This is a genomic window from Pseudomonas cavernae (assembly GCF_003595175.1).
GTDB classification, from domain to species: Bacteria; Pseudomonadota; Gammaproteobacteria; order Pseudomonadales; family Pseudomonadaceae; genus Aquipseudomonas; species Aquipseudomonas cavernae.
In genome coordinates this window covers 2,694,155-2,717,009 of sequence record NZ_CP032419.1, presented here as the reverse complement: position 1 = coordinate 2,717,009, position 22,855 = coordinate 2,694,155, and the positions used below count along the sequence as shown (strand labels likewise).

The window sequence follows — 22,855 nt, the reverse complement described above, 5'->3', positions numbered from 1 at the left end:
GCACCGGCTTCCCACTCAAAACCCCACTGAAAACCTAAGGTTCCGAAGGCATTGTTGCGGGTGGCTCACCGCAGTGTGGCGAGGTATTGACCAAGACGAGGTTGAAACTGGGAGGAGGGGGGACGAAACGAACAGTTAGATGACCATATTCGTGAGCTTGGCTCGAATCGCGGGTTGGCTCGTGGGTGCCGTCGGGCGATTCGCTGGGCTGAACAGGTCAATCTGGCTGATACGCTAAAACGCTTCCCCGTCCCTCAGGACAACTTCGTTCCAGTCGCAATCTCGTCAAACCGCCTTGTGGGCTGTACAACACGGATCGGCTCAGGTTGCTAAGTTAGAGCGCGATCCGGAGGCCCTTTCCAGAGCCCCTGATTAGCGGGAGCGGGGCCATGATGCCTTTCAAACAAATGTCCGTCAAACGTTTTGTAGTGCTTTTTTATCACTACTACATATTTTTTTAGAGGCGACTGTTCGGTCAGGAGTCGGGGTGTCAGTCCAGGGCTTCGACCTTGAGGCGTAAGGTCATATCGTCACGCCCCTGAGTCGAACGGTGCTGAAGAAAGCCGCCTTGATCGGCTTGGCTGCTCTCATTGACTTCGCCAATGGTTATCCACTCGCCAAGACGGCCGCTGACCCGGGTGTCAGTGCTCTGCACGTTGATGGCGCCAGGTTGGGTCTGGCTGAGGCGGTCGTTGTTGCTGCTGATGCTGACGTGGACGATGTCGCCGGTGAGGCTGGCGGTCACGTAGAAGCCGCGGGTGACATCGCGGTATCGGGTGTCGTTGTAGGCGCCGCCGTACGGGTCGACGCTAGTGGTGGTGAGCGGCACGCTCTGGCCGACCTGGATCAGCGCCGGGTAGCCCTCGGTCGCTTGTACTTGCTGGGTGCCACCGCCACGGCTGGCGGTGCTGTTGCGGATGATGCGTACCTGATCGCGGCCGCCGACCTCGCCGCGGCCGGCCTGGATTTCCACGTTGCCAGCGCTGGCCGAGCCATTCACCGCGTAACCACGGTCATTCATGTGGCTGGCGTCGGACGTGTCGACACTGATCAGCAGGCGTCTGGGTTGGGTGTCCAGCTGATTGAGCAGGTCACGGAGCTCCTGAATCTTCGCCGGTGAGGCATTGACGATCAGCTGGTTGCCATAGGGGCTCACGCGCCCCTCGTTGCCCAGTACCGACTGTACGACCGGTAGCACATCTTCGGCGGTGCGGTAGTTGAGCGGGATTACCTCGGTGGCGGCGAGTAGTGGCTGGCAACAGACCAGCAGAAGGGCAGCAAGCGAGGCGCGCAGGTTCATAGCAGAAAGCTCCGCAAATCGGGATCGGTGATGCTCAGGTCCCAGGCTTGGTTGAATTGCGCCTGGTGCTGGCGCACCCGGCCGGGGTCGTTATACAAGGCATAGCCGGCGGGTTGTTCGGGTTCGGGGCGCAGCAACAGGCCCCGGCCGTCCGCCAGCAGAAAAGCGACCTCTTCGCTGGGGTGATCGGGATGCAGTTTGCGGATCTGCAGGTTGCTCGGCAGGCGGCGCGCAAGGTTGAGCAAGCGGTGCCCCTCTCTGGTCGCGCGGGTGGTATCACGCAGGAGAATCCGCAGGCGATTCTTCGGGTTGGCCAGCAAGAAGTGGGTGCAGGCATCCTGCACGCTGCTGTGGTTGTACAGCCAGGCTTCGAGGTCCGGACTGTACAGGCACAGGCTGCGTTGCGCCTGCTGCAGGAGCGCCAGGGCATGGGCACGGGCGTCGGCGGGTTGGCTGAAGTGCTCCAGGGGCTGGTGCCTGCCAAGCATGAACGGGGCCGGCTCCCAGGGCTGCGGTTCAGTTTGCGGGCTGGGCGGGTTGTGCACGACGTAACGCCCCGGTGACTGAAACTCAATGGCCGGCAGTTCCACTGGCTCGGCGTTCGCTTCAGGTGACGGGGCGTTGTCGTCGTTCATCCTGACCTCAGCGGCTTTGGCGCACCATATCGACGTGGGGAATGCCGGCGTCGAGGAACTCGCCGCTGACCACGGCAAAGCCCAGGCGCTCGTAGAAGGGGGTCGCATGCACCTGGGCGCTGAGCATTTGCCGGGTCAGGCCACGCCGTTCGGCCTCCTTGATTGCAGCGGTTACCAGCGCCTCGCCGACCTTCAGTCCGCGCCAATCCTTGAGAACCGACACGCGGCCGATATGGCCGTCGGGCAGCAGGCGCGCGGCGCCTATCGCGTAGTCGCCGTCGAGGGCCAGGAAGTGTACGGCATGAGGGTCTTCGGCATCCCATTCAAGCTCTGGCGGCACTGCCTGCTCGGCAATAAAGACCGTCTCGCGAATTCGGCGCAGATCGGCGTTGTCTTTCTGCCAATCGGCGACGCGGACATGCAGGTTATTCATCAGTAAACTCCAGACTTCCTTGCTTGATAAGTTCCACCAGCAGCTTACGCCCCTCGTCGTCGGCTAGCCATCGGCCGAGATTGTCGAGATGTAAGGCGTCGGCGGCGCAGATCAGTTTCAGCAGTTCGCGCAGGTTGCCCGGCAGCAGGCGGCTCTGGCCGCTGGCGAACAGCAGCAGATCTTCGTTCACCTCGGACCAGGCCAGGCGCGCGCTTGGGTTGCGGATCAGCACGGCGCCGTCTTCCAGGCTGGCTAGGAAGTCTTCTTCGCCAAGTTCGGCGCCAGCCACCAACTCGGGATAGCGTGGCTCGGTCATGAACTGACCAAACCAGGTCAACAATAGACGTTCGTCACCCATGTGTTCGGCCAGCAGCGCCTTGAGGCGCTCGAGTGCATCGTGCTGGATCTGGTGCGGGTCGTTGGTCGGCGCGATGCCGGCATCGCTGTAACGCTCTTCGTCAGGCAGGAATTGGCTGAGGAAGTCGGTGAAATGGGTCAGTACTTCGGCTGCGCTGGGCGCGCGGAAGCCTACGGAATAGGTCAGGCAATCGTTCTCGGCGGTACCGAAATGCGCCACGCGCGGCGGCAGATAGAGCATGTCGCCAGGCTCCAGCACCCATTCATCGCTCTGCTCGAAGTTGGCCAGGATGCGCAGGTCGGCGTGCTCCAGTAGTTCGCTGTCAGAGTCGCACGTCTGGCCAATCTTCCAGCGCCGTTGGCCCTGGGCCTGGAGCAGGAAGACATCATAGTTGTCGAAGTGCGGCCCGACGCTGCCGCCAGGCGCAGCGAAGCTGATCATCACGTCATCGATGCGCCAGCTGGGTAGGAAGCGGAAGTGCTGCAGCAGTTCGGCGACTTCAGGCACGAACTGATCGACGGCCTGCACCAACAGGGTCCAGTCGCGTTCCGGCAGGTTCTTGAAGTCGTCTTCGCCGAAGGGGCCGCGGCGCAGCTCCCAGGGGCGCACGCCGTGCTCGATGACCAGGCGTGATTCGACCTCCTCTTCCAGCGACAACCCCGCCAGCTCATCGGCGGAGATCGGGCTTTCGAACCCTGGCAGTGCCTGGCGGATCAGCAGGGGTTTCTTCTGCCAGTAATCGCGGAGGAATTCACGTGCAGTCAGGCCGCCCAGAAGTTGAAGAGGAGTATCAGGATTCATAGTTAAGCCTTTGAAATAAAAACGCCCGGCACAGCCGGGCGTGCAAAAAAGAGGGGGCTGTCAGATGCGCTTGGCTTGAGCGGCGGCATTGCCGATATAGCTCGCGGGGGTCAGGGCACGCAGTTGCACTTTGGCTTCCGCCGGAATATCCAGGCCGTCGATGAAGTGCTGCAGGGCTTCGGCGCTGATGCCTTTGCCGCGGGTCAGCTCCTTCAGCTTCTCGTAGGCGTTCTCGATGCCATAGCGACGCATCACTGTCTGCACCGGTTCGGCGAGCACTTCCCAGCAAGCGTCCAGATCGTCAGCAATACGTTGAGCATTGAGCTCTAACTTACTGATTCCTTTAAGGCTGGCTTCGTAGGCGATCACGCTGTGGGCGAAACCGACGCCGAGGTTGCGCAGCACGGTGGAGTCGGTCAGGTCGCGTTGCCAGCGCGAGATCGGCAGCTTGCTGGCTAGGTGCTGGAGTAGCGCATTGGCGATGCCGAGGTTGCCTTCGGAGTTTTCGAAGTCGATCGGGTTGACCTTGTGCGGCATGGTCGATGAGCCAATTTCACCAGCCACGGTCTTCTGCTTGAAGTAGCCGAGGGAAATGTAGCCCCACACATCGCGGTCGAAATCGATGAGGATGGTGTTGAAACGGGCGATGGCGTCAAACAGCTCGGCGATGTAGTCGTGCGGCTCGATTTGGGTGGTGTAGGGGTTCCAGGCCAGACCGAGGTCGCCTTCGATGAATTGGCGGGCGTTGGCTTCCCAGTCGACCTGCGGATACGCCGACAGGTGGGCGTTGTAGTTGCCCACGGCACCGTTGATCTTACCCAGCAACGGCACGCCAGCCACTTGGGCGATCTGTCGCTCGAGGCGGTAGACCACGTTGGCCAGCTCCTTGCCGAGGCTGGTCGGCGAAGCCGGCTGGCCATGGGTGCGCGACAGCATCGGCACGTCGGCGAACTTCACCGCCAGCTCACGGATCGCGCCGGCGATCTGGCGCATCAGTGGCAGCAGCACGTGGTCGCGGCCTTCACGCAGCATCAGGGCGTGGGACAGGTTGTTGATGTCCTCGCTGGTGCAGGCGAAGTGGATGAACTCGTTGACCGTGGCCAGCTCCGGCAGCTTGGCGGCCTGCTCCTTGAGCAGGTACTCCACGGCTTTGACGTCGTGGTTGGTGGTACGCTCGATCTCTTTGACGCGCTCGGCGTGCTCCAGCTGGAAGTCATCGACCAGGCCGTTGAGCAGGGTATTGGCTGCGGCGGAGAAGGGCGCGACTTCCGGAACACCCGGGTGCGCGGCCAGACGCTGCAGCCAGCGCACTTCGACCATGACGCGGAAGCGGATCAGGCCGTATTCGCTGAAAATGGGGCGCAGGGCGCTGGTTTTGCCGGCGTAACGGCCGTCGACGGGGGAAACCGCGGTGAGCGAGGAGAGCTGCATGGAGGGCGTTCTCGGACAGTCGGCTAACGAAAATGGGGGCGTATCATACATGAAAAACGCGCCCGGCCCGCGGCTAGCCGATTAGCGTCGTGTCTTGCGCCGATGGCCGGGGTCAGCCGCGCATCAGCGGGTACAGCTCGGCGAGCATCTTGCGGCGACTGAAAACCAGCTGCCAGCGATGGCCTCCCAGCTGGCGCCACAGACGAGCCGAGCGGATGCCGGTTAGCAGCAGGGCGCGGATTTTTGCGGCGTTGTTTGGCTGCTGCAGGTTGCGCATGTCGCCTTGCACCTGAATGCGCTGACGAAAGGTACTCAAGGTGTCCTGATAAAGGCTGGCGCAACTCGCCACGACGTTTTCGTGGGTCAAGCTGAAATGCTGCACCTGCTGCTGAATCTGATCGAGGCGACTGCCGATGACGTGCAGCATGTCATCGCGCTTGGCCAACTGGCGCTCCAGGCCGAGCAGGGCGAGGGCATAGCGCAGTGGTTCGCGCTGCAGGCTGGCCGGCTCGCGCTCGAGGGCGCCGGCCAGAGCGCGGTAGCCATCACGCAGATTGAGATCGTCCCCACCGTAGATTTCCAACGTGTTCTCGGGGTTGCGTATCAGCAGGCTACCGAGCATGCAGCCCAGCGGGGCTTCACTGATCTGGCCGGTGCGGGCGATTTTGTCGACCAGGACTGCCGCCTCAAAGACCGCGCCGAGGGCCACCAGTTGTTCCTGCATTGGCGTCATGGGTGCGGATCCTTGCTGTTCCAGGGCTCGGCGGTTTCGATCACGCCGCCGCCCAGGCAAACCGCGCCGTCGTAGAACACCACCGATTGGCCGGGCGTCACCGCCCGTTGCGGCTGGGCGAATGTCGCGCGGTAGCCGCTGGCGGTTCTTTCCAGGGTGCAGGCCTGGTCGCTCTGGCGATAACGCACCTTGGCGTTCAACTGGCGCGGCTGGCTCAGGTCGATGGGATTGACCCAGTAGATCTCTGAACACAGCAGGGCGCGGGAGAACAGCCAGGGATGGTCGTTGCTCTGGCCGACAATCAGGACATTGCGCTCAAGGACTTTGCTCAATACGTACCAGGGCTCTTCGCCGGCATCCTTCAGACCGCCAATACCCAGGCCTTGGCGCTGGCCGATGGTGTGGTACATCAAGCCATGATGGCGGCCAATCACCTGGCCTTCGGTGGTTTCGATGTTGCCCGGTTGGGCTGGCAGGTATTGTTTGAGGAAGTCGCTGAAACGGCGCTCGCCGATAAAGCAGATGCCGGTAGAGTCTTTCTTCTTCGCCGTGGCCAGTTCGTATTGCTCGGCGATGACGCGGACCGCGGGCTTTTCCAGTTCGCCAACCGGAAACAGGGTCTTGGCAATCTGCTCGCCGCCCACGGCGTGGAGGAAGTAGCTCTGATCCTTGTTCGGGTCGAGGCCCTTGAGCAGTTCGGTGCGCCCGTCGCTATCGCGGCGGCGCACATAATGACCGGTAGCGATGAGGTCGGCGCCGAGGGTCAAGGCGTAGTCGAGGAAGGCTTTGAACTTGATTTCGCGGTTGCAGAGGATGTCTGGGTTCGGCGTGCGGCCGGCCTTGTATTCGGTGAGAAAGTGCTCGAACACGTTATCCCAATATTCCGCCGCGAAATTGGCGGTGTGCAGTTTGATCCCGAGCTTGTCGCAGACCGCCTGGGCGTCGGCCAGATCATCCATGGCGGTGCAGTATTCGGTGCCGTCGTCCTCTTCCCAGTTCTTCATGAACAGGCCTTCCACCTGGTAGCCCTGCTGCATCAACAGAAGGGCGGACACGGAGGAATCAACGCCACCGGACATGCCGACGATGACGCGCTGTGGAGTTGCATTGCGGACTGGATCAGACATGGCGATACGGAGGCTTGGCTCGGGTGAAGGATGGAATTCTATCAGCAGCCAGGCTGCCAAGGCGATTCAAGCAGGCATGCGGATCAGGCTCAGCGGAAAACGTTCGCCGCCGAGATAGTCGTCGATGCAGCGCAGAACCAACTCGCTACGCCAGCGTTCAGGTTGTGCGGCCAGCTCCGCTCGGCTCAGCCAGCGTGGGCCAAGGATGCCCTCGTCGAGCGAGTGATTGGGCCGTTGCTGCAGCGGTCTGCCGGAGAAGCAGACGCGCTGGTAGGTCACGCCATTGCTGACGGCGGTATACAGGTAGATGCCGGTGACTGCCGTCAGCTCGACGTCCCAGCCGGTTTCTTCCAGCGTCTCGCGTAAGGCGGCCTCAATCAGACTTTCGTCGGCTTCCAAGTGGCCGGCAGGCTGATTAAATACGGCACGGCCGCCCGCCATCTCCTCGACCAGCAGGAAGCGGCCTTCGCTCTCAATCACAGTGGCGACGGTAACATGAGGGGTGAAGCGCATTATGGAGTCCTCTCGTTCGGGAGGCGCATATTAGCCAGCGCGGCAACAGGCGGCGAGTCAGGGTGCGCGAGTGATGAGCTGCTAGGATAAATTGCGGCCTTGTTCGGCGGGTTTTGTAGCGCTCTTGTAGTCTTACTACAAGAGCGCATAAAAGGCTGGTTTTATATGGCTCTGAGCAGTAATTCGCCGCGCTGATAGATGGAAAAGTGCGTGACTTTCTGTAGAAAAACTACAAGAATGACCCGCCTTTCCGAGACCCAAGATCCAGCTGCCGCGCCATCCGCGCGGCGGGATGTCAGACCACACGAGCTACGGAGTCCAGCATGGGATACCAAAAGATCCAGGTGCCAGCAACCGGTGACAAAATCACCGTCAATGCCGACATGTCCCTGAATGTACCGAACAACCCGATCATCCCGTTCATCGAGGGCGATGGCATCGGTGCCGACATCAGTCCGGTGATGATCAAGGTCGTCGATGCGGCCGTACAGAAAGCCTATAACGGTGAGCGCAAAATCGCCTGGATGGAAGTTTACGCTGGTGAGAAAGCCACCAAAGTCTACGACCAGGACACCTGGCTGCCGAAAGAAACCCTGGAGGCCGTGCGCGATTACGTTGTTTCCATCAAGGGTCCGCTGACCACTCCGGTCGGTGGTGGTATCCGTTCGCTGAACGTAGCCCTGCGTCAGGAACTCGATCTGTATGTCTGCCTGCGCCCGGTGCGCTGGTTCGAAGGCGTGCCCAGCCCGGTCAAGAAGCCAGGCGACGTCGACATGACCATCTTCCGTGAAAACTCCGAAGATATTTATGCCGGAATCGAATGGAAGGCCGGTTCGCCTGAAGCGACTAAGGTTATCAAGTTCCTGAAAGAAGAGATGGGTGTCACTAAGATCCGTTTCGATCAGGATTGCGGTATCGGCATCAAGCCGGTTTCCAAGCAAGGTACCCAGCGCCTGGTACGCAAGGCTCTGCAGTACGTCGTCGATAACAACCGCGACTCGCTGACCATTGTGCACAAAGGCAACATCATGAAGTTCACCGAAGGTGCCTTCAAAGATTGGGGCTACGAAGTTGCCCGTGACGAGTTCGGTGCTGAGTTGCTGGACGGCGGCCCATGGATGCAATTCAAGAACCCGAACACCGGCAAAACCGTCGTGGTCAAAGATGCCATCGCCGACGCCATGCTGCAGCAGATTCTGCTGCGTCCGGCCGAATACGATGTAATCGCCACCCTGAACCTAAACGGTGACTACCTCTCCGATGCCTTGGCGGCGGAAGTGGGCGGTATCGGTATCGCTCCGGGCGCTAACCTGTCCGACAACGTGGCCATGTTCGAAGCTACCCACGGCACCGCGCCGAAGTATGCTGGCCAGGACAAGGTCAACCCGGGGTCGGTCATTCTCTCTGCTGAGATGATGCTGCGCCACATGGGCTGGACCGAAGCTGCCGACCTGATCATCAAGGGCACCAATGGCGCTATCGCCGCGAAGACAGTGACCTACGACTTCGAGCGCCTGATGGACGGCGCCAAGCTGCTGTCTTGCTCGGAGTTCGGGGATGCCATGATCGCTCATATGTGAGCTGATCCGCGGCAAGAAAAAGGCCGGTCAAATTGACCGGCCTTTTTTATGTCAAATGCTACTGAGCTTAAGCTTCGAGCGCAGAACTCTGGGTCTGTGGGGCAGTAGCGGGGGCTTCAGCCGATGCAGAAATCGTGCTGATGTTGACGGCGTGCAGTCCCTTGGGGCCTTGAACGATATCGAAGCTTACCGGTTGGCCAGCTTTAAGCGTCTTGTAGCCTTCCATTTGGATCGCCGAGTAGTGGGCGAACAGGTCCTCATCTCGGCCGTCTGCCAGGATAAATCCATAGCCCTTGGCGTTGTTGAACCACTTGACCTTACCGCTAAGCATGCTGATATCCCTCTGCAAAGGACTCCATAGCTGGAGTATCATCCACCCGATTCCGCGCGAAATGACCGGTTTGGATGGGGCGCGGAACTCCTGATACCCAAAATGGGTATTCACTGTTTGTAACACCCTTTTGCCGATAGTCAAGGCTATACGGCGACCACCTGCGAAATCGGTCAAAGTCCGTCTAGCATCGTCATTCTCCAGCCGCGAACCTTTCATTCCAATATGCGTGTAAGCAGCCAGATTCGACTAACATTCAATCAGGATCATCCTGCGCCACATGAGGGTGATTCTTTCGGCCTAGTCGTGCAGGAGGCCAAGCCGAAGTTGCAGGTGCCACCGATGTATAAAGTGGTCCTATTCAATGATGACTACACGCCCATGGATTTTGTGGTCGAAGTGCTCGAGGTGTTTTTCAACCTGAACAGGGAGCTGGCGACCAAGATCATGCTGGCCGTCCATACAGAGGGGCGGGCAGTGTGCGGAGTGTTTACCCGCGACATCGCTGAAACCAAGGCTATGCAGGTCAACCAGTACGCGAGAGAGTGCCAGCATCCGCTACTCTGTGAGATCGAGAAGGACGGTTAACTCCGGCCGCTTGGGTATGAGGTGAAGTTATGTTAAACCGTGAGCTCGAAGTCACCCTCAATCTGGCTTTCAAAGAGGCTCGCGCAAAGCGTCATGAGTTCATGACGGTTGAGCACCTTTTGTTAGCGCTTTTGGATAATGAGGCGGCAGCCAATGTGCTGCGCGCTTGTGGCGCCAACTTAGACAGGCTGCGGCATGACCTGCAGGAGTTCATCGACTCCACAACGCCGCTGATTCCCCAGCATGACGAAGATCGTGAAACCCAGCCGACGCTTGGGTTTCAGCGGGTTCTCCAGCGCGCCGTATTTCACGTGCAGAGCTCCGGCAAGCGGGAAGTGACGGGCGCCAATGTGTTGGTGGCAATCTTCAGCGAGCAGGAAAGTCAGGCAGTGTTCTTGCTCAAGCAGCAGAGCATTGCGCGCATTGACGTGGTCAACTTCATTGCGCATGGCATTTCCAAGGTTCCTGGGCATGGCGATCATTCCCTGAATGACCAGGAGATGCAGGACGAAGAGGGAGGCGAGTCTTCGCCCTCCGGCAATCCGCTCGATGCCTATGCCAGCAACCTTAACGACCTCGCGCGCCAGGGGCGGATCGATCCGCTGGTGGGGCGTGAGCATGAGGTCGAGCGCGTTGCGCAAATCCTGGCGCGGCGGCGTAAAAATAATCCGCTGTTAGTGGGCGAGGCGGGGGTTGGTAAAACCGCCATCGCAGAAGGTCTGGCCAAGCGCATTGTCGATAGCCAGGTTCCGGACTTGCTGGCCGACAGCGTGGTTTACTCCCTGGATCTTGGCGCCTTGCTGGCAGGTACTAAATACCGCGGGGACTTCGAGAAACGTTTCAAGGCGCTGCTCAATGAGCTGCGTAAGCGGCCTCACGCCATTCTGTTCATCGACGAGATTCACACCATCATCGGCGCAGGCGCTGCTTCTGGCGGGGTGATGGATGCTTCCAACCTGCTCAAGCCGATGCTGTCTTCGGGTGAGATCCGCTGCATCGGCTCCACCACGTTCCAGGAGTTCCGTGGCATTTTCGAGAAAGATCGTGCGCTCGCGCGACGTTTTCAGAAGGTGGATGTCACCGAGCCTTCGGTCGAGGACACCATCGGCATCCTGCGTGGACTGAAGGTGCGTTTCGAGCAGCATCATGGTATCGAATACAGCGATGAGGCGCTGCGCGCCGCCGCCGAACTGGCCGCTCGTTACATCAATGATCGGCACATGCCGGACAAGGCCATCGATGTGATCGACGAGGCCGGCGCTTACCAGCGCTTGCAGCCGCTGGAGAAGCGGGCTGCGCGCATCGACGTCGCCCAGGTGGAAGATATCGTGGCGAAAATCGCCCGAATTCCGCCGAGGAATGTCACCAGCTCAGACAAGCAATTGCTGCGCAACCTGGAGCGTGACCTCAAGCTCACGGTGTTTGGCCAAGATGCGGCGATCGACTCGCTATCCACGGCGATCAAGCTGTCGCGGGCCGGGCTCAAATCGCCGGATAAACCAGTCGGCTCCTTCCTCTTTGCTGGGCCAACCGGGGTGGGCAAGACGGAAGCCGCTCGGCAGCTTGCCAAGGCTATGGGGATCGAGCTGGTGCGTTTCGACATGTCCGAGTACATGGAGCGGCATACCGTTTCGCGCCTGATCGGCGCGCCTCCCGGCTATGTTGGGTTTGACCAGGGTGGGCTGTTGACCGAGGCGATCACCAAGATGCCGCATTGCGTGTTGCTGCTCGACGAGATCGAGAAGGCGCATCCGGAAGTCTTCAACCTGCTGCTGCAGGTAATGGACCACGGTACCCTGACCGATAACAACGGGCGCAAGGCGGACTTCCGTAATGTCATCCTGATTATGACTACCAATGCTGGGGCGGAAATCGCGGCGCGGGCTTCGATCGGCTTTACCCATCAGGATCACTCGACTGATGCGATGGAAGTCATCAAGAAGAGCTTCACTCCGGAGTTTCGTAACCGCCTGGACACCATCATTCAGTTCGGTCGTCTGAGCCATGAGGTGATCAAGAGTATCGTCGACAAGTTCCTCACCGAATTGCAGGCGCAACTCGAGGACAAGCATGTCACTCTCGAGGTCAGCGATACGGCGCGGGGCTGGCTGGCCGAGGCTGGTTATGACGTGCAGATGGGCGCGCGGCCAATGGCGCGCTTGATTCAGGACAAGATCAAGCGGCCGCTGGCGGAAGAAATTCTCTTTGGTGAGTTGGCCGAGCATGGGGGGGTGGTGCATATCGACCTGAAGGACGGCGAGCTGTCCTTTGAGTTTGAAACCACGGCAGAGCTGGTCTAGCGGTACAAGAGACAAACAAAAACGCCCGGCAGATGCCGGGCGTTTTTGTTTGGATTGGCTTAGCGCGCGCGGTAGGTGATGCGGCCTTTGCTCAAATCGTAGGGCGTCAATTCGACACGCACTTTATCGCCAGTCAGGATACGGATGTAGTTTTTGCGCATCTTGCCGGAGATGTGCGCTGTTACGACGTGCCCGTTTTCCAACTCCACGCGGAACATGGTGTTGGGCAGGGTGTCGACGACAGTGCCTTCCATTTCGAAGCTGTCTTCTTTCGACATGCAGTAAAGCCCTCGGTATTCAGTGAATGGCCGGGAGCAACAAGCTCCAGGCAAAATCGGCGTGCATTGTGCCCGAAAATGGGGTAGTCCGCCAAGGGCTTCAGGTGAGGGTGACCCAGCGCTGATTAACGAATAGTTCAATTGGCCGGTATTGAGTCTTGTAATTCATCTTGCGGCAATTTTTGATCCAGTAACCAAGGTAGACAGCCTGGAGCCCAAGGCGGGCTGCTTCACCGATTTGCCAGAGAATGGCATAACGGCCAAGGCTGCGGCGCTCTTCGTCAGGATCGTAGAAGGTGTAGACCGCGGAAAGCCCATTGGGCAGGACATCGGTGACTGCGATGGCCAGCAAGCGCTCGCGCTGGCGGAACTCGTAGAAACGTGCGAAGGGCAGGTCGCGCACTAGAAAGGTTGAAAACTGCTCGCGGCTGGGTGGGTACATGTCGCCATCGGCGTGGCGCTGCTCGATATAGCGCACGTACAGCGCGTAGTACTCTTCCGAGAAGGTCGGGCGTACCGCGTGCACTTGCAGTTCGGAATTGCGCTTGAGAATGCGTCGCTGCTGCCTGCTGGGGATAAAGACGCTCGCCGGGATGCGGGCTGGAACGCAGGCATTGCAGTGCTGGCAGTGTGGGCGGTAGAGGTGATCGCCGCTACGGCGAAAGCCTACTTCCGAAAGCTCGGCGTAGACCTCCATATCCATCGGCTGACTGGGGTCGAGAAACAGAGTGGTGGCCTGTTCTTCGGGCAGATAGCTGCATGGATGTGGCTGAGTGGCATAGAACTTCAAGCGAGCCAGCTCGGTCATGGTCGCGTCTCGGGGTAAGTCTTGAATAAGTGTATGCCAGCCTACGGGACTCGCCTAGGCGAGCCAGTCGGCTGCGCTGACCTGATCCAGATGCCGTGCCAGATAGCCGGAAAACTCCGCACGGGGAATGGCGCGAGCGCCGAAGCTGTGCAGATGCTGGGTCGGCATCTGGCAGTCGATCAGCGCGAATCCCCAGTCCCGTAATTGCTCGGCCAGGGTGACGAAGCCGACTTTGGAGGCATTGTCGACTCGGCTGAACATGGATTCGCCGAAGAACAGTTGCCCTATTGCCAGGCCATACAGGCCGCCAACCAGCTCGCCTTCCCGCCAGACTTCGATCGAGTGAGCGATACCATGCTGATGCAGCTTCAGATAGGCTGCCTGCATTGGCAGGGTGATCCAGGTGCCGTCGGCATAGCTGCGCGGCGCGGAGCAGGCACGAATCACAGCGGCAAAGTCGCGATCGAAAGTAACTTCGAAATGCCCTTGGCGCATGAGTTTGCGCAAACTGCGGGAAACATGCAGTTCGTCTGGAAATAGCACGGTGCGTGGATCTGGTGACCACCAGAGCAGCGGCTGACCTTCCTGATACCAGGGGAAGCAGCCGTGCCGGTAGGCCTGGATCAGGCGCTCGATACTCAAATCGCCGCCGGCCGCGAGCAGCCCGTTAGGCTCGCGGAGAGCCTTTTCGAGCGGGGGGAAGGCCAGTGAGTCGCGGTGCAGCCAGGTCAGCATGGCGGGCTCTGCAGAAGGGTAGGGCGGGTCCAACACCAGCCCTGCGGCCTCAGAGGTCGTCGAGGTATTTTTCGGCGTCGAGCGCGGCCATGCAGCCGGCACCCGCCGAGGTGACGGCCTGACGATACACGTGATCGGCCACGTCGCCGGCGGCGAACACGCCTTCGATAGCGGTAGCGGTGGCATTGCCTTCGCTGCCGCCCTTGATCAATAGATAACCGTCGCGCATTTCCAGCTGGCCCTGGAACAGGTCGGTATTGGGCTTGTGGCCGATGGCAATAAATACACCGGACAGTTGAAGCTCCTTGGTTTCGCCGGTTTGACTGTGTTTCAGGCGGGCGCCGGTAACGCCGCTGGCGTCGCCGAGCACTTCATCCAGGTTTTGGTTCCAATGTAGGCGGATATTGCCGTTGGCGGCTCTCTCGAACAGTTTGTCTTGAAGGATTTTTTCCGAGCGCAGCTTGTCGCGGCGGTGAATCAAGTGGACTTCCTTGGCGATATTGGCCAAGTAGAGAGCCTCTTCCACGGCGGTATTGCCGCCGCCAACTACGCAGACGACCTGATTGCGATAGAAGAAGCCGTCGCAGGTGGCGCAGGCCGAGACGCCTTTGCCGGCGAAGGCTTCTTCCGAGGATAGGCCAAGGTACTGAGCTGAGGCACCGGTGGCGATGATCAGTGCGTCGCAGCTGTAGGTGCCGCTGTCACCTTTGAGGATGAAGGGGCGCTGTTGCAACTCGGCGGTATGAATGTGGTCGTAGACAATCTCGGTATCGAAGCGCTCGGCGTGTTTCTGCATGCGTTCCATCAGGGCCGGGCCGGTCAAGCCTTCGACATCGCCTGGCCAGTTGTCTACTTCGGTGGTGATGGTGAGCTGCCCGCCAGGCTGGATGCCAGTGATGACCGTGGGCTTGAGGTTGGCGCGCGCGGCATAAACGGCGGCACTGTAGCCGGCCGGGCCGGAGCCCAGAATGATCAGGCGCGAATGCTTGACTTCACTCATAAAAACACCTCATAAGCCTTTGTCACAAAAGAGAATGCATGCTCAAATTGAGCCGCGCGAAAGCAACTGCCGACTATGCTACACCGAAGCAGAGTGGGAGCGAGAGCCCTACGGCCACGGCGTGGCATGATGCAGGCAAAGCCGTACAATAGGCCGCATTTCTGTTGTCAATCGATTGTTGGACGCGCCACGGGCGCAGGAAACGACGCGTTTTGAAGAATTCGAGCACAACTACTCAGGCCCCGGTATGGCGTCAGCAGTTGCCCTACCGGCTCAAGGAAGGGGCGCTGATTGCGCTAGGTGCGCTTTGCCTCTATCTGTGGATGGCGTTACTGACCTACGACCAGAACGACCCCGGTTGGACTCATACCAGCAACGTCGAGCAGGTGCAGAACGCCGCCGGGCGCGCCGGCGCTTGGTTCGCCGATATCCTGTTCATGGCCTTGGGCTATTTTGCTTACCTGTTCCCGTTGTTGCTGGGGGTGAAGACCTGGCAGGTGTTCCGCGCTCGCCATGAGCCCTGGCAGTGGAGTGGCTGGCTGTTCTCCTGGCGCCTGATCGGCTTGGTGTTCCTGGTACTTTCCGGCGCGACCCTGGCCTTTATCCATTTCCATTCCGGCTCAAGCATGCCGGCCTCGGCAGGCGGAGCGCTGGGAGAAAGCCTGGGCCAGCTGGCAGTGGCTGCTCTCAATGTGCAGGGCAGCACCTTGTTGTTCATTGCGCTGTTCCTCTTTGGCCTGACCGTCTTTACCGACCTCTCCTGGTTCAAGGTCATGGATCTGACTGGCAAGATCACCCTCGATCTGGCCGAACTGATCCAGAATGCCGTCAACCGCTGGTGGAGCGCCCGGCTCGAGCGCAAGCAGCTGGTGGCGCAGCTGCGCGAGGTGGACAACCGTGTCAGTGAGGTGGCCGCCCCCGTAGTACCGGACCGCCGCGAGCAGGCCCGGGTCAAGGAGCGCTTGATCGAGCGCGAAGAGGCCCTGAGCAAGCACATGAGCGAACGCGAGAAGCGCGCGCCAGTGACGATCACCCCGCCCGAACCGGTGAAAACCGCAGAGCCGAGCAAGCGTGTGCAAAAAGAGAAGCAGGCGCCGCTGTTCGTCGATAGCGCGGTAGAGGGCACCTTGCCACCGATTTCGATCCTTGATCGCGCTGAGAAAAAGCAAAAAAGCTTCTCGCCGGAATCGCTGGAGGCCATGTCGCGTCTCCTGGAAATCAAACTCAAGGAGTTCGGCGTCGAAGTCATCGTCGAGTCCGTGCATCCCGGCCCGGTGATCACCCGTTTCGAGATCCAGCCGGCGGCCGGGGTCAAGGTCAGCCGTATTTCCAACCTGGCGAAGGACTTGGCGCGTTCTCTGGCGGTGATCAGTGTGCGCGTGGTCGAGGTCATTCCCGGCAAGACCACGGTCGGCATCGAGATCCCCAACGAGGACCGGCAGATCGTGCGTTTCTCCGAGGTGTTGGAGTCCAGCGAGTACGATGAAGCCAAATCTCCGGTGACCATCGCCCTCGGCCACGATATCGGCGGTAGGCCGATCACTGCCGACCTAGCGAAGATGCCGCACCTGCTGGTCGCGGGCACTACCGGCTCCGGTAAGTCGGTGGGGGTCAACGCGATGATCCTGTCGATCCTGTTCAAGTCCACGCCGGAGCAGGCGCGGCTGATCATGATCGACCCGAAAATGCTCGAGCTGTCGATTTACGAAGGCATTCCGCACCTGCTCTGCCCGGTAGTCACCGACATGAAGGAGGCCGCCAACGCCCTGCGCTGGAGCGTTGCCGAGATGGAGCGGCGCTACAAATTGATGGCAGCCATGGGCGTGCGCAACCTGGCCGGTTTCAACCGCAAGGTCAAGGACGCGGAGGAGGCGGGTACGCCGCTGACCGATCCGTTGTACCGCCGCGAGAGCATGGACGACGAAGCGCCACTGCTGAAGGCCTTACCGACCATCGTGGTGATCGTCGACGAATTCGCCGACATGATGATGATCGTCGGCAAAAAGGTCGAAGAGCTGATCGCTCGCATCGCCCAGAAGGCGCGCGCGGCGGGCATTCATCTGATCCTCGCCACCCAGCGGCCGTCGGTGGACGTGATCACCGGTCTGATCAAGGCCAACATCCCGACGCGGATGGCCTTCCAGGTATCGAGCAAGATCGACTCGCGCACCATCCTCGATCAAGGCGGCGCCGAGCAGTTGCTGGGTCATGGCGACATGCTCTACCTGCCGCCCGGCACCGGTCTGCCGATCCGCGTGCATGGCGCCTTCGTTTCCGACGAAGAGGTCCATCGCGTGGTCGAGGCGTGGAAGCTGCGTGGGGCACCGGATTACATCGAGGATATCCTGGCGGGCGCCGAAGAGGGCCCCAGCGGCGGTTTCGACGGTGGTGAAGGTGGCGGTGAGGGCAGCGAGGAAGATCCGCTCTACGACGAGGCCGTACGCTTTGTCACCGAGAGCCGTCGTGCCTCGATTTCCGCGGTGCAGCGCAAACTGAAAATCGGCTATAACCGCGCCGCACGGATGATCGAGGCCATGGAGATGGCCGGGGTGGTGACTTCCATGAACACTAACGGCTCGCGCGAAGTGATTGCGCCAGGGCCGATGCGCGACTGAGCAAGGTCGGGCCAGGTCATCTGCGGCGGGAACGCCGGGGCTCGGTGGGGCGAGTTAAACGGGTATTGCGCGTTTACTGCTTGTAAACTCTGCATCCGCGCCTGTTTTCGCCTGCTCTGGTGTTCCTCGCGACGTTTTCAGCAGTTCTACATACCGATATACCGATAGAGGACTTTCATGCGCCTGATCCGCATGTTGTTGATTGCCGTATTAAGCATTGCTGCGGTGCACGCCCAGGCCGCTGACCAGGCGGCCATCCAGCGTCTGACCGAAATGCTCAACAAGGCCCAAACCATCAGCGGGCGCTTCTCGCAGTTGACTTTGGATGGCTCCGGCACGCAATTGCAGGAAACCGCCGGTGACATGACGCTCAAGCGCCCGGGCCTGTTCCGCTGGCACACCGATGCGCCGATGGAGCAACTGCTGGTCTCCAATGGTGAAAAGGTCTGGCTGTACGACCCGGACCTGCAGCAGGTGACCATCCAGACTCTCGACCAGCGTCTGACCCATACCCCGGCATTGCTGCTGTCCGGTGATGTTTCGAAGATCAGCGAGAACTTCGAAATCAGCTACAAGGAGGCGGGGGATGTGGTTGATTTCACCCTCAAGCCGAAAGCCACGGACACCCTGTTCGACACCCTGCGGCTGTCGTTTCGCAAGGGCGTCATCAATGACATGCAGTTGATCGACAGCGTCGGTCAGCGCACCAATATCCTGTTCTTCGGCGTGAAGTTGAATCCGACGGTCGACGCCGGCCAGTTCAACTTCCAGATTCCGGCCGGCGCCGACGTCATCCAGGAATAAGAGGTCGCCTGCGTAGCCCATGGACCTGTTCCGCTCCGAACCCATCGCCCAGCCGCTGGCAGCCCGCTTAAGGGCCGCCAGTCTGGACGAGTACGTCGGCCAGGAACATCTGCTGGCGCCGGGCAAGCCTTTGCGCGAGGCGCTGGAGCAGGGCGCGCTGCACTCGATGATTTTCTGGGGCCCCCCGGGAGTCGGCAAAACCACTCTGGCCAAGCTGCTGGCGCAGGTTTCCGACGCGCATTTCGAGACGATTTCCGCAGTGCTGTCGGGCGTCAAGGAAATCCGCCAGTCGGTGGAGATGGCCAAGCAGCAGGCCGCGCAATACGGACGGCGGACCATCCTGTTCGTCGACGAGGTGCACCGCTTCAATAAATCCCAGCAGGATGCCTTTCTGCCCTATGTGGAAGACGGCACGCTGATTTTCATTGGCGCCACCACCGAGAACCCGTCCTTCGAGCTGAACAATGCGCTGCTCTCGCGGGCGCGCGTCTATGTGCTGAAGAGCCTGGACGAGGCGGCGCTGCGCAAGTTGGTGCAGCGTGCTCTGACTGAAGACAAGGGGCTCGGCAAGCGTCAGTTGAGCCTGCCCGAAGAAAGCTTCCAGATCCTGCTGCGGGCGGCCGATGGCGATGGCCGGCGTCTGCTCAACCTGCTGGAGAATGCCGCCGATCTGGCCGAGGACGGCGAAGCCATCGGCACTGAGCTGTTGCAGAACCTGCTGGGCGACAGCCGGCGGCGCTTCGACAAGGGCGGCGAGGCGTTCTACGACCAGATTTCCGCATTGCACAAGTCGGTACGTGGCTCCAATCCAGACGCAGCGCTGTACTGGTTCGCACGCATGCTCGACGGTGGTTGCGACCCGCTGTATATCGCCCGCCGGGTAGTGCGCATGGCCAGCGAGGACATCGGCAATGCCGATCCACGCGCCTTGAGCCTGTGCCTGGCGGCCTGGGATGTTCAGGAACGGCTTGGCAGCCCGGAGGGCGAGTTGGCGGTGGCGCAGGCCATCGTCTATCTGGCCTGTGCACCGAAGAGCAATGCGGTCTACATGGCATTCAAGGCGGCGATGCGTGACGCGGCGGAAAATGGCTCGCTGGAAGTGCCGCTGCACCTGCGTAATGCGCCGACTCGGCTGATGAAGGAGCTCGGCTACGGCGACGAGTACCGCTACGCCCACGACGAGCCGGAAGCCTATGCCGCGGGTGAAGATTACTTCCCCGACGCGCTCGAGCCCCGGCAGTACTACCAGCCGGTACCGCGCGGCCTGGAATTGAAGATTCGCGACAAACTGCAGCACCTGGTTGCGCAAGATCGCGCCAGCCCACGGCAACGGAGAAAACCATAATGCCGTTGATTCTCGCGGTCGCCGCGGGTGGCATGATCGGCACTCTGCTGCGCTTCGCCACGGGCAACTGGGTATCGACCCATTGGCCGCAGCATTTTTATCTGGCTACAGTGGCGGTCAATATCGTCGGCTGCCTGCTGATCGGCTATCTGTACGGCCTGTTCCTGATGCGCCCGGATGTTCCCGTCGAAGTGCGGGCGGGGTTGATGGTCGGGTTCCTGGGCGGGCTGACGACCTTTTCCTCCTTTTCGCTCGACACCCTGCGCCTGCTGGAAGGTGGGCAGGCGCCGCTGGCCTTGGGCTATGCGGCGGCCAGCGTGTTGGGCAGTCTGCTCGCGACCTGGGCAGGCCTGACTTTTGCAAAACTCTGATAGACGAGAACCAACATGCTCGATCCCAAACTGATTCGCAGCGAACTGCAGGCCGTAGCCGAGCGTCTGGCGACCCGTGGTTTTCAACTGGATGTGGCCCGCATCGACGGCCTGGAAGCGCAGCGCAAGGCCGTGCAGACCCGCACCGAGCAATTGCAGGCCGAGCGCAATGCGCGCTCCAAATCCATCGGCCAGGCCAAGGCGCGTGACGAGGACATCGCACCGCTGATGGCCGATGTCGAGCGCATGGCCACCGAGTTGCACCAGGGCAAGCAGGAGCTGGATGCGATCCAGGCCGAACTCGATGGCATTCTCCTGGGCCTGCCGAACCTGCCGCACGAATCGGTGCCGGTCGGCGACGACGAGGACCACAACGTCGAAGTGCGCAGCTGGGGTACCCCGAGAACCTTCGATTTCGCCATCCAGGACCACGTTGCTCTCGGCGAGCAGCACGGCTGGCTGGACTTCGAGACCGCCGCCAAGCTCTCCGGCGCCCGTTTCGCCCTGCTGCGCGGACCGATTGCCCGTCTGCACCGGGCCCTGGCGCAATTCATGATCGACCTGCACACCCGCGAACACGGCTACGAAGAGGCGTACACGCCTTATCTGGTGCAGGCTCCGGCGTTGCAGGGCACCGGCCAGTTACCGAAGTTCGAGGAGGATTTGTTCAAGATCAGCCGCGAAGGCGAGGCCGACTTCTACCTGATCCCGACCGCCGAAGTGTCGCTGACCAACATCGTCGCCGGCGAGATTCTCGATGCCAAGCAGCTGCCGTTGAAGCTGGTCGCACACACGCCGTGCTTTCGCAGCGAGGCCGGTGCCTCCGGTCGCGATACCCGCGGCATGATCCGCCAACACCAGTTCGACAAGGTAGAGATGGTGCAGATCGTCGAGCCGGGCAAGTCCTTCGAGGCCTTGGAAAGCCTGGCCGGCAACGCCGAGAAGGTCCTGCAGTTGCTCGAACTGCCTTACCGCGTGCTGACCCTGTGCACCGGCGATATGGGCTTTAGCGCAGTCAAGACCTACGATCTGGAAGTCTGGGTGCCGAGCCAGGACAAATACCGCGAGATTTCTTCCTGCTCCAACTGCGGTGACTTCCAGGCCCGCCGTATGCAGGCGCGCTGGCGTAACCCGGAAACCGGCAAGCCGGAGCTGGTGCATACGCTGAATGGTTCGGGCCTGGCGGTCGGGCGCACCCTGGTCGCCGTGCTGGAAAACTATCAGCAGGCCGATGGTTCGATCCGTGTACCTGAGGTGCTCAAGCCCTACATGGGCGGCATCGAGATCATCGGCTGAGGCCATTGAGCTAGGGGCGAGCCAATTTGCCCCTTTGCTTGCCCTGGCGACGAGATCGCTACGACCAACGAGTTAGGCATCGCTATGGATTTCTTACCGCTGTTTCACAACCTGCAAGGGCGCACCGTGCTCGTCGTGGGCGGCGGCGAGGTCGCGCTGCGCAAGGCGCGGCTGCTGGCCGATGCTGGTGCGCAGCTGCGCGTGGTAGCGCCGGAAATCGAAGCGCAACTGACCGAGCTGGTCGGGCAGAAGGGCGGCGAGACCTGGGTTCGCGGTTACCGCGAAAGCGATCTCGCCGGCTGCGTGCTGGTCATCGCCGCCACCGATGACCAGCCGCTGAACGCGCAGGTGTCCGAGGATGCCAAGGCCCGCGGCCTGCCGGTCAATGTGGTCGATGCGCCGGCGTTGTGCACGGTGATCTTTCCGGCGATTGTCGATCGCTCGCCGCTGATAGTTGCAGTCTCCAGCGGTGGCGATGCGCCGGTGCTGGCGCGGCTGATCAGGGCGAAGATCGAGACGTGGATTCCCGCCGCCTACGGCCAGCTGGCCGGCCTGGCCAAACGCTTCCGTACCCAGGTGAAAGCCTTGCTGCCCAATGTGCAGCAGCGCCGGGTGTTCTGGGAGGAGGTGTTCCAGGGCCCGATCGCCGAGCAGGTGCTGGCTGGCCGGACGACCAAGGCGCAGCAGCTGCTGGAAAGCAAACTCAGCGGCGCTGCCCCGCAGGCCTTGGGCGAGGTGTATTTGGTCGGCGCCGGCCCGGGCGATCCTGACCTGCTGACCTTTCGCGCGCTGCGCCTGATGCAGCAGGCCGATGTGGTGCTCTACGACCGGCTGGTCTCGCCCGCAATTATTGAGTTGTGCCGGCGCGATGCCGAACGCATCTATGTCGGCAAGCAGCGCGCCGACCATGCGTTGCCGCAGGAGCAAATCAACCAGCAGCTGGTCGCCCTGGCCCAGCAGGGCAAGCGGGTGCTGCGCCTGAAGGGCGGCGATCCGTTCATCTTCGGCCGTGGCGGCGAAGAGATCGAGGAGTTGGCGGAACACGGCATTCCCTTCCAGGTGGTGCCGGGGATCACCGCGGCCAGTGGTTGCGCGGCCTACGCCGGGATTCCGCTGACCCATCGCGATCACGCCCAGTCGGTGCGTTTTGTCACCGGCCATCTGAAGGACGGCAGCTGCGATCTGCCTTGGACGGAGCTGGCGGCGCCCAGGCAGACCCTGGTGTTCTACATGGGCCTGGTCGGTTTGCCGGTGATCTGCGCGCAGCTGATCCGCCATGGGCGCGCCGGCAGCACGCCGGCGGCACTGATCCAACAGGGCACCACGGCCAAGCAGCGGGTGTTCACCGGTACCCTGGCCAATCTGCCCGAGCTGGTTGCCCGGCATGAAGTCCATGCACCGACCCTGGTGATCGTCGGTGAAGTAGTGCAGTTGCGCGACAAGCTGGCTTGGTTCGAGGGGCGGCAGTGAAAA

22 protein-coding genes are annotated in these 22,855 nt (G+C 61.0%); 9 read left to right on the top strand and 13 right to left on the bottom strand.

The window, feature by feature from the left end:
• Positions 1 to 490 precede the first annotated feature (490 nt).
• The 8 genes from D3880_RS12400 to D3880_RS12365 form a co-directional block, all read right to left on the bottom strand.
• Positions 491 to 1,300 carry a secretin N-terminal domain-containing protein gene (locus D3880_RS12400; RefSeq protein ID WP_119893730.1) on the bottom strand — a complete coding sequence of 270 codons (810 nt, stop codon included), beginning with the start codon at positions 1,298 to 1,300 and terminating at the stop codon, positions 491 to 493.
• On the bottom strand, positions 1,297 to 1,935 hold the full coding sequence (locus D3880_RS12395; protein ID WP_119893729.1) for a DUF7931 domain-containing protein: 639 nt from the start codon (positions 1,933 to 1,935) through the stop codon (positions 1,297 to 1,299). The genes D3880_RS12400 and D3880_RS12395 overlap by 4 nt, the downstream gene beginning before the upstream one ends.
• 7 nt (positions 1,936 to 1,942) lie before the next feature.
• On the bottom strand, positions 1,943 to 2,368 hold the full coding sequence (locus D3880_RS12390; protein ID WP_119893728.1) for a GNAT family N-acetyltransferase: 426 nt from the start codon (positions 2,366 to 2,368) through the stop codon (positions 1,943 to 1,945).
• Positions 2,361 to 3,527, bottom strand: coding sequence for a ribosomal protein uL16 3-hydroxylase (locus D3880_RS12385; RefSeq protein ID WP_119893727.1), 1,167 nt, complete (start codon positions 3,525 to 3,527; stop codon positions 2,361 to 2,363). The genes D3880_RS12390 and D3880_RS12385 overlap by 8 nt, the downstream gene beginning before the upstream one ends.
• Before the next feature lie 60 nt (positions 3,528 to 3,587).
• Positions 3,588 to 4,958, bottom strand: coding sequence for an adenylosuccinate lyase (gene purB / locus D3880_RS12380; RefSeq protein WP_119893726.1), 1,371 nt, complete (start codon positions 4,956 to 4,958; stop codon positions 3,588 to 3,590).
• 112 nt (positions 4,959 to 5,070) lie between these two features.
• Complete coding sequence (hflD, locus tag D3880_RS12375; RefSeq protein ID WP_119893725.1) at positions 5,071 to 5,691, bottom strand: high frequency lysogenization protein HflD; 621 nt, start codon at positions 5,689 to 5,691, stop codon at positions 5,071 to 5,073.
• A complete protein-coding gene (gene mnmA / locus D3880_RS12370; protein ID WP_119893724.1) occupies positions 5,688 to 6,818 on the bottom strand; it encodes a tRNA 2-thiouridine(34) synthase MnmA in 1,131 nt (376 codons plus the stop codon). The genes hflD and mnmA overlap by 4 nt, the downstream gene beginning before the upstream one ends.
• A 66-nt stretch (positions 6,819 to 6,884) precedes the next feature.
• The gene (locus D3880_RS12365; protein WP_119893723.1) at positions 6,885 to 7,331 is read right to left on the bottom strand and encodes an NUDIX hydrolase; all 447 of its coding nucleotides are present in this window, start codon (positions 7,329 to 7,331) and stop codon (positions 6,885 to 6,887) included.
• Positions 7,332 to 7,654: 323 nt separating this feature from the next.
• Here D3880_RS12365 and icd point away from each other — a divergent pair, with 323 nt between their 5' ends.
• Positions 7,655 to 8,911, top strand: coding sequence for an NADP-dependent isocitrate dehydrogenase (icd, locus tag D3880_RS12360; RefSeq protein ID WP_119893722.1), 1,257 nt, complete (start codon positions 7,655 to 7,657; stop codon positions 8,909 to 8,911).
• A gap of 67 nt (positions 8,912 to 8,978) precedes the next feature.
• Here the strand turns inward: icd and cspD are convergent, their stop codons facing one another.
• Positions 8,979 to 9,242, bottom strand: coding sequence for a cold shock domain-containing protein CspD (cspD, locus tag D3880_RS12355; RefSeq protein WP_119895731.1), 264 nt, complete (start codon positions 9,240 to 9,242; stop codon positions 8,979 to 8,981).
• A gap of 225 nt (positions 9,243 to 9,467) precedes the next feature.
• On the opposite strand from cspD, the gene clpS reads away from it, so the two are divergent.
• Positions 9,468 to 9,830 carry an ATP-dependent Clp protease adapter ClpS gene (clpS, locus tag D3880_RS12350; protein ID WP_119893721.1) on the top strand — a complete coding sequence of 121 codons (363 nt, stop codon included), beginning with the start codon at positions 9,468 to 9,470 and terminating at the stop codon, positions 9,828 to 9,830.
• 29 nt (positions 9,831 to 9,859) lie between these two features.
• Entirely contained in the window at positions 9,860 to 12,130 is a 2,271-nt protein-coding gene (clpA, locus tag D3880_RS12345) for an ATP-dependent Clp protease ATP-binding subunit ClpA (protein ID WP_119893720.1), read from the top strand.
• A gap of 59 nt (positions 12,131 to 12,189) precedes the next feature.
• Here the strand turns inward: clpA and infA are convergent, their stop codons facing one another.
• The 4 genes from infA to trxB form a co-directional block, all read right to left on the bottom strand.
• Positions 12,190 to 12,408 carry a translation initiation factor IF-1 gene (infA, locus tag D3880_RS12340; RefSeq protein ID WP_002553999.1) on the bottom strand — a complete coding sequence of 73 codons (219 nt, stop codon included), beginning with the start codon at positions 12,406 to 12,408 and terminating at the stop codon, positions 12,190 to 12,192.
• A 100-nt stretch (positions 12,409 to 12,508) separates the two neighbouring features.
• A complete protein-coding gene (locus D3880_RS12335; protein ID WP_119893719.1) occupies positions 12,509 to 13,216 on the bottom strand; it encodes an arginyltransferase in 708 nt (235 codons plus the stop codon).
• 54 nt (positions 13,217 to 13,270) lie between these two features.
• Entirely contained in the window at positions 13,271 to 13,951 is a 681-nt protein-coding gene (gene aat, locus D3880_RS12330; RefSeq protein ID WP_119893718.1) for a leucyl/phenylalanyl-tRNA--protein transferase, read from the bottom strand.
• 49 nt (positions 13,952 to 14,000) lie between these two features.
• On the bottom strand, positions 14,001 to 14,951 hold the full coding sequence (gene trxB, locus D3880_RS12325; RefSeq protein ID WP_119893717.1) for a thioredoxin-disulfide reductase: 951 nt from the start codon (positions 14,949 to 14,951) through the stop codon (positions 14,001 to 14,003).
• Positions 14,952 to 15,121: 170 nt separating this feature from the next.
• Between trxB and ftsK the strand changes: the two genes are divergently transcribed.
• The 6 genes from ftsK to cysG all read left to right on the top strand — a co-directional run bounded on the left by ftsK (position 15,122) and on the right by cysG (position 22,852).
• A complete protein-coding gene (ftsK, locus tag D3880_RS12320) occupies positions 15,122 to 17,566 on the top strand; it encodes a DNA translocase FtsK (RefSeq protein ID WP_162935049.1) in 2,445 nt (814 codons plus the stop codon).
• A gap of 177 nt (positions 17,567 to 17,743) precedes the next feature.
• Positions 17,744 to 18,370: an outer membrane lipoprotein periplasmic chaperone LolA gene (gene lolA, locus D3880_RS12315; protein ID WP_119893715.1), complete on the top strand. Its 627-nt coding sequence runs from the start codon at positions 17,744 to 17,746 to the stop codon at positions 18,368 to 18,370.
• 19 nt (positions 18,371 to 18,389) lie between these two features.
• The gene (locus tag D3880_RS12310) at positions 18,390 to 19,715 is read left to right on the top strand and encodes a replication-associated recombination protein A (RefSeq protein WP_119893714.1); all 1,326 of its coding nucleotides are present in this window, start codon (positions 18,390 to 18,392) and stop codon (positions 19,713 to 19,715) included.
• Entirely contained in the window at positions 19,712 to 20,086 is a 375-nt protein-coding gene (crcB, locus tag D3880_RS12305; RefSeq protein WP_119893713.1) for a fluoride efflux transporter CrcB, read from the top strand. The genes D3880_RS12310 and crcB overlap by 4 nt, the downstream gene beginning before the upstream one ends.
• A 15-nt stretch (positions 20,087 to 20,101) precedes the next feature.
• Complete coding sequence (gene serS, locus D3880_RS12300) at positions 20,102 to 21,382, top strand: serine--tRNA ligase (RefSeq protein ID WP_119893712.1); 1,281 nt, start codon at positions 20,102 to 20,104, stop codon at positions 21,380 to 21,382.
• 84 nt (positions 21,383 to 21,466) lie between these two features.
• Positions 21,467 to 22,852, top strand: a complete 1,386-nt coding sequence (cysG, locus tag D3880_RS12295; RefSeq protein ID WP_119893711.1) for a siroheme synthase CysG — start codon at positions 21,467 to 21,469, stop codon at positions 22,850 to 22,852.
• Positions 22,853 to 22,855: the final 3 nt, after the last annotated feature.

Excerpts from the sequence above, each read along its gene's own strand:
- D3880_RS12400 (WP_119893730.1), bottom strand. The coding sequence starts at position 1,300 with ATGAACCTGCGCGCCTCGCTTGCTGCCCTTCTGCTGGTCTGTTGCCAG.
- D3880_RS12395 (WP_119893729.1), bottom strand. The coding sequence starts at position 1,935 with ATGAACGACGACAACGCCCCGTCACCTGAAGCGAACGCCGAGCCAGTG.
- D3880_RS12390 (WP_119893728.1), bottom strand. The coding sequence starts at position 2,368 with ATGAATAACCTGCATGTCCGCGTCGCCGATTGGCAGAAAGACAACGCC.
- D3880_RS12385 (WP_119893727.1), bottom strand. The coding sequence starts at position 3,527 with ATGAATCCTGATACTCCTCTTCAACTTCTGGGCGGCCTGACTGCACGT.
- purB (WP_119893726.1), bottom strand. The coding sequence starts at position 4,958 with ATGCAGCTCTCCTCGCTCACCGCGGTTTCCCCCGTCGACGGCCGTTAC.
- hflD (WP_119893725.1), bottom strand. The coding sequence starts at position 5,691 with ATGACGCCAATGCAGGAACAACTGGTGGCCCTCGGCGCGGTCTTTGAG.
- mnmA (WP_119893724.1), bottom strand. The coding sequence starts at position 6,818 with ATGTCTGATCCAGTCCGCAATGCAACTCCACAGCGCGTCATCGTCGGC.
- D3880_RS12365 (WP_119893723.1), bottom strand. The coding sequence starts at position 7,331 with ATGCGCTTCACCCCTCATGTTACCGTCGCCACTGTGATTGAGAGCGAA.
- icd (WP_119893722.1), top strand. The coding sequence starts at position 7,655 with ATGGGATACCAAAAGATCCAGGTGCCAGCAACCGGTGACAAAATCACC.
- cspD (WP_119895731.1), bottom strand. The coding sequence starts at position 9,242 with ATGCTTAGCGGTAAGGTCAAGTGGTTCAACAACGCCAAGGGCTATGGA.
- clpS (WP_119893721.1), top strand. The coding sequence starts at position 9,468 with ATGCGTGTAAGCAGCCAGATTCGACTAACATTCAATCAGGATCATCCT.
- clpA (WP_119893720.1), top strand. The coding sequence starts at position 9,860 with ATGTTAAACCGTGAGCTCGAAGTCACCCTCAATCTGGCTTTCAAAGAG.
- infA (WP_002553999.1), bottom strand. The coding sequence starts at position 12,408 with ATGTCGAAAGAAGACAGCTTCGAAATGGAAGGCACTGTCGTCGACACC.
- D3880_RS12335 (WP_119893719.1), bottom strand. The coding sequence starts at position 13,216 with ATGACCGAGCTGGCTCGCTTGAAGTTCTATGCCACTCAGCCACATCCA.
- aat (WP_119893718.1), bottom strand. The coding sequence starts at position 13,951 with ATGCTGACCTGGCTGCACCGCGACTCACTGGCCTTCCCCCCGCTCGAA.
- trxB (WP_119893717.1), bottom strand. The coding sequence starts at position 14,951 with ATGAGTGAAGTCAAGCATTCGCGCCTGATCATTCTGGGCTCCGGCCCG.
- lolA (WP_119893715.1), top strand. The coding sequence starts at position 17,744 with ATGCGCCTGATCCGCATGTTGTTGATTGCCGTATTAAGCATTGCTGCG.
- D3880_RS12310 (WP_119893714.1), top strand. The coding sequence starts at position 18,390 with ATGGACCTGTTCCGCTCCGAACCCATCGCCCAGCCGCTGGCAGCCCGC.
- serS (WP_119893712.1), top strand. The coding sequence starts at position 20,102 with ATGCTCGATCCCAAACTGATTCGCAGCGAACTGCAGGCCGTAGCCGAG.
- cysG (WP_119893711.1), top strand. The coding sequence starts at position 21,467 with ATGGATTTCTTACCGCTGTTTCACAACCTGCAAGGGCGCACCGTGCTC.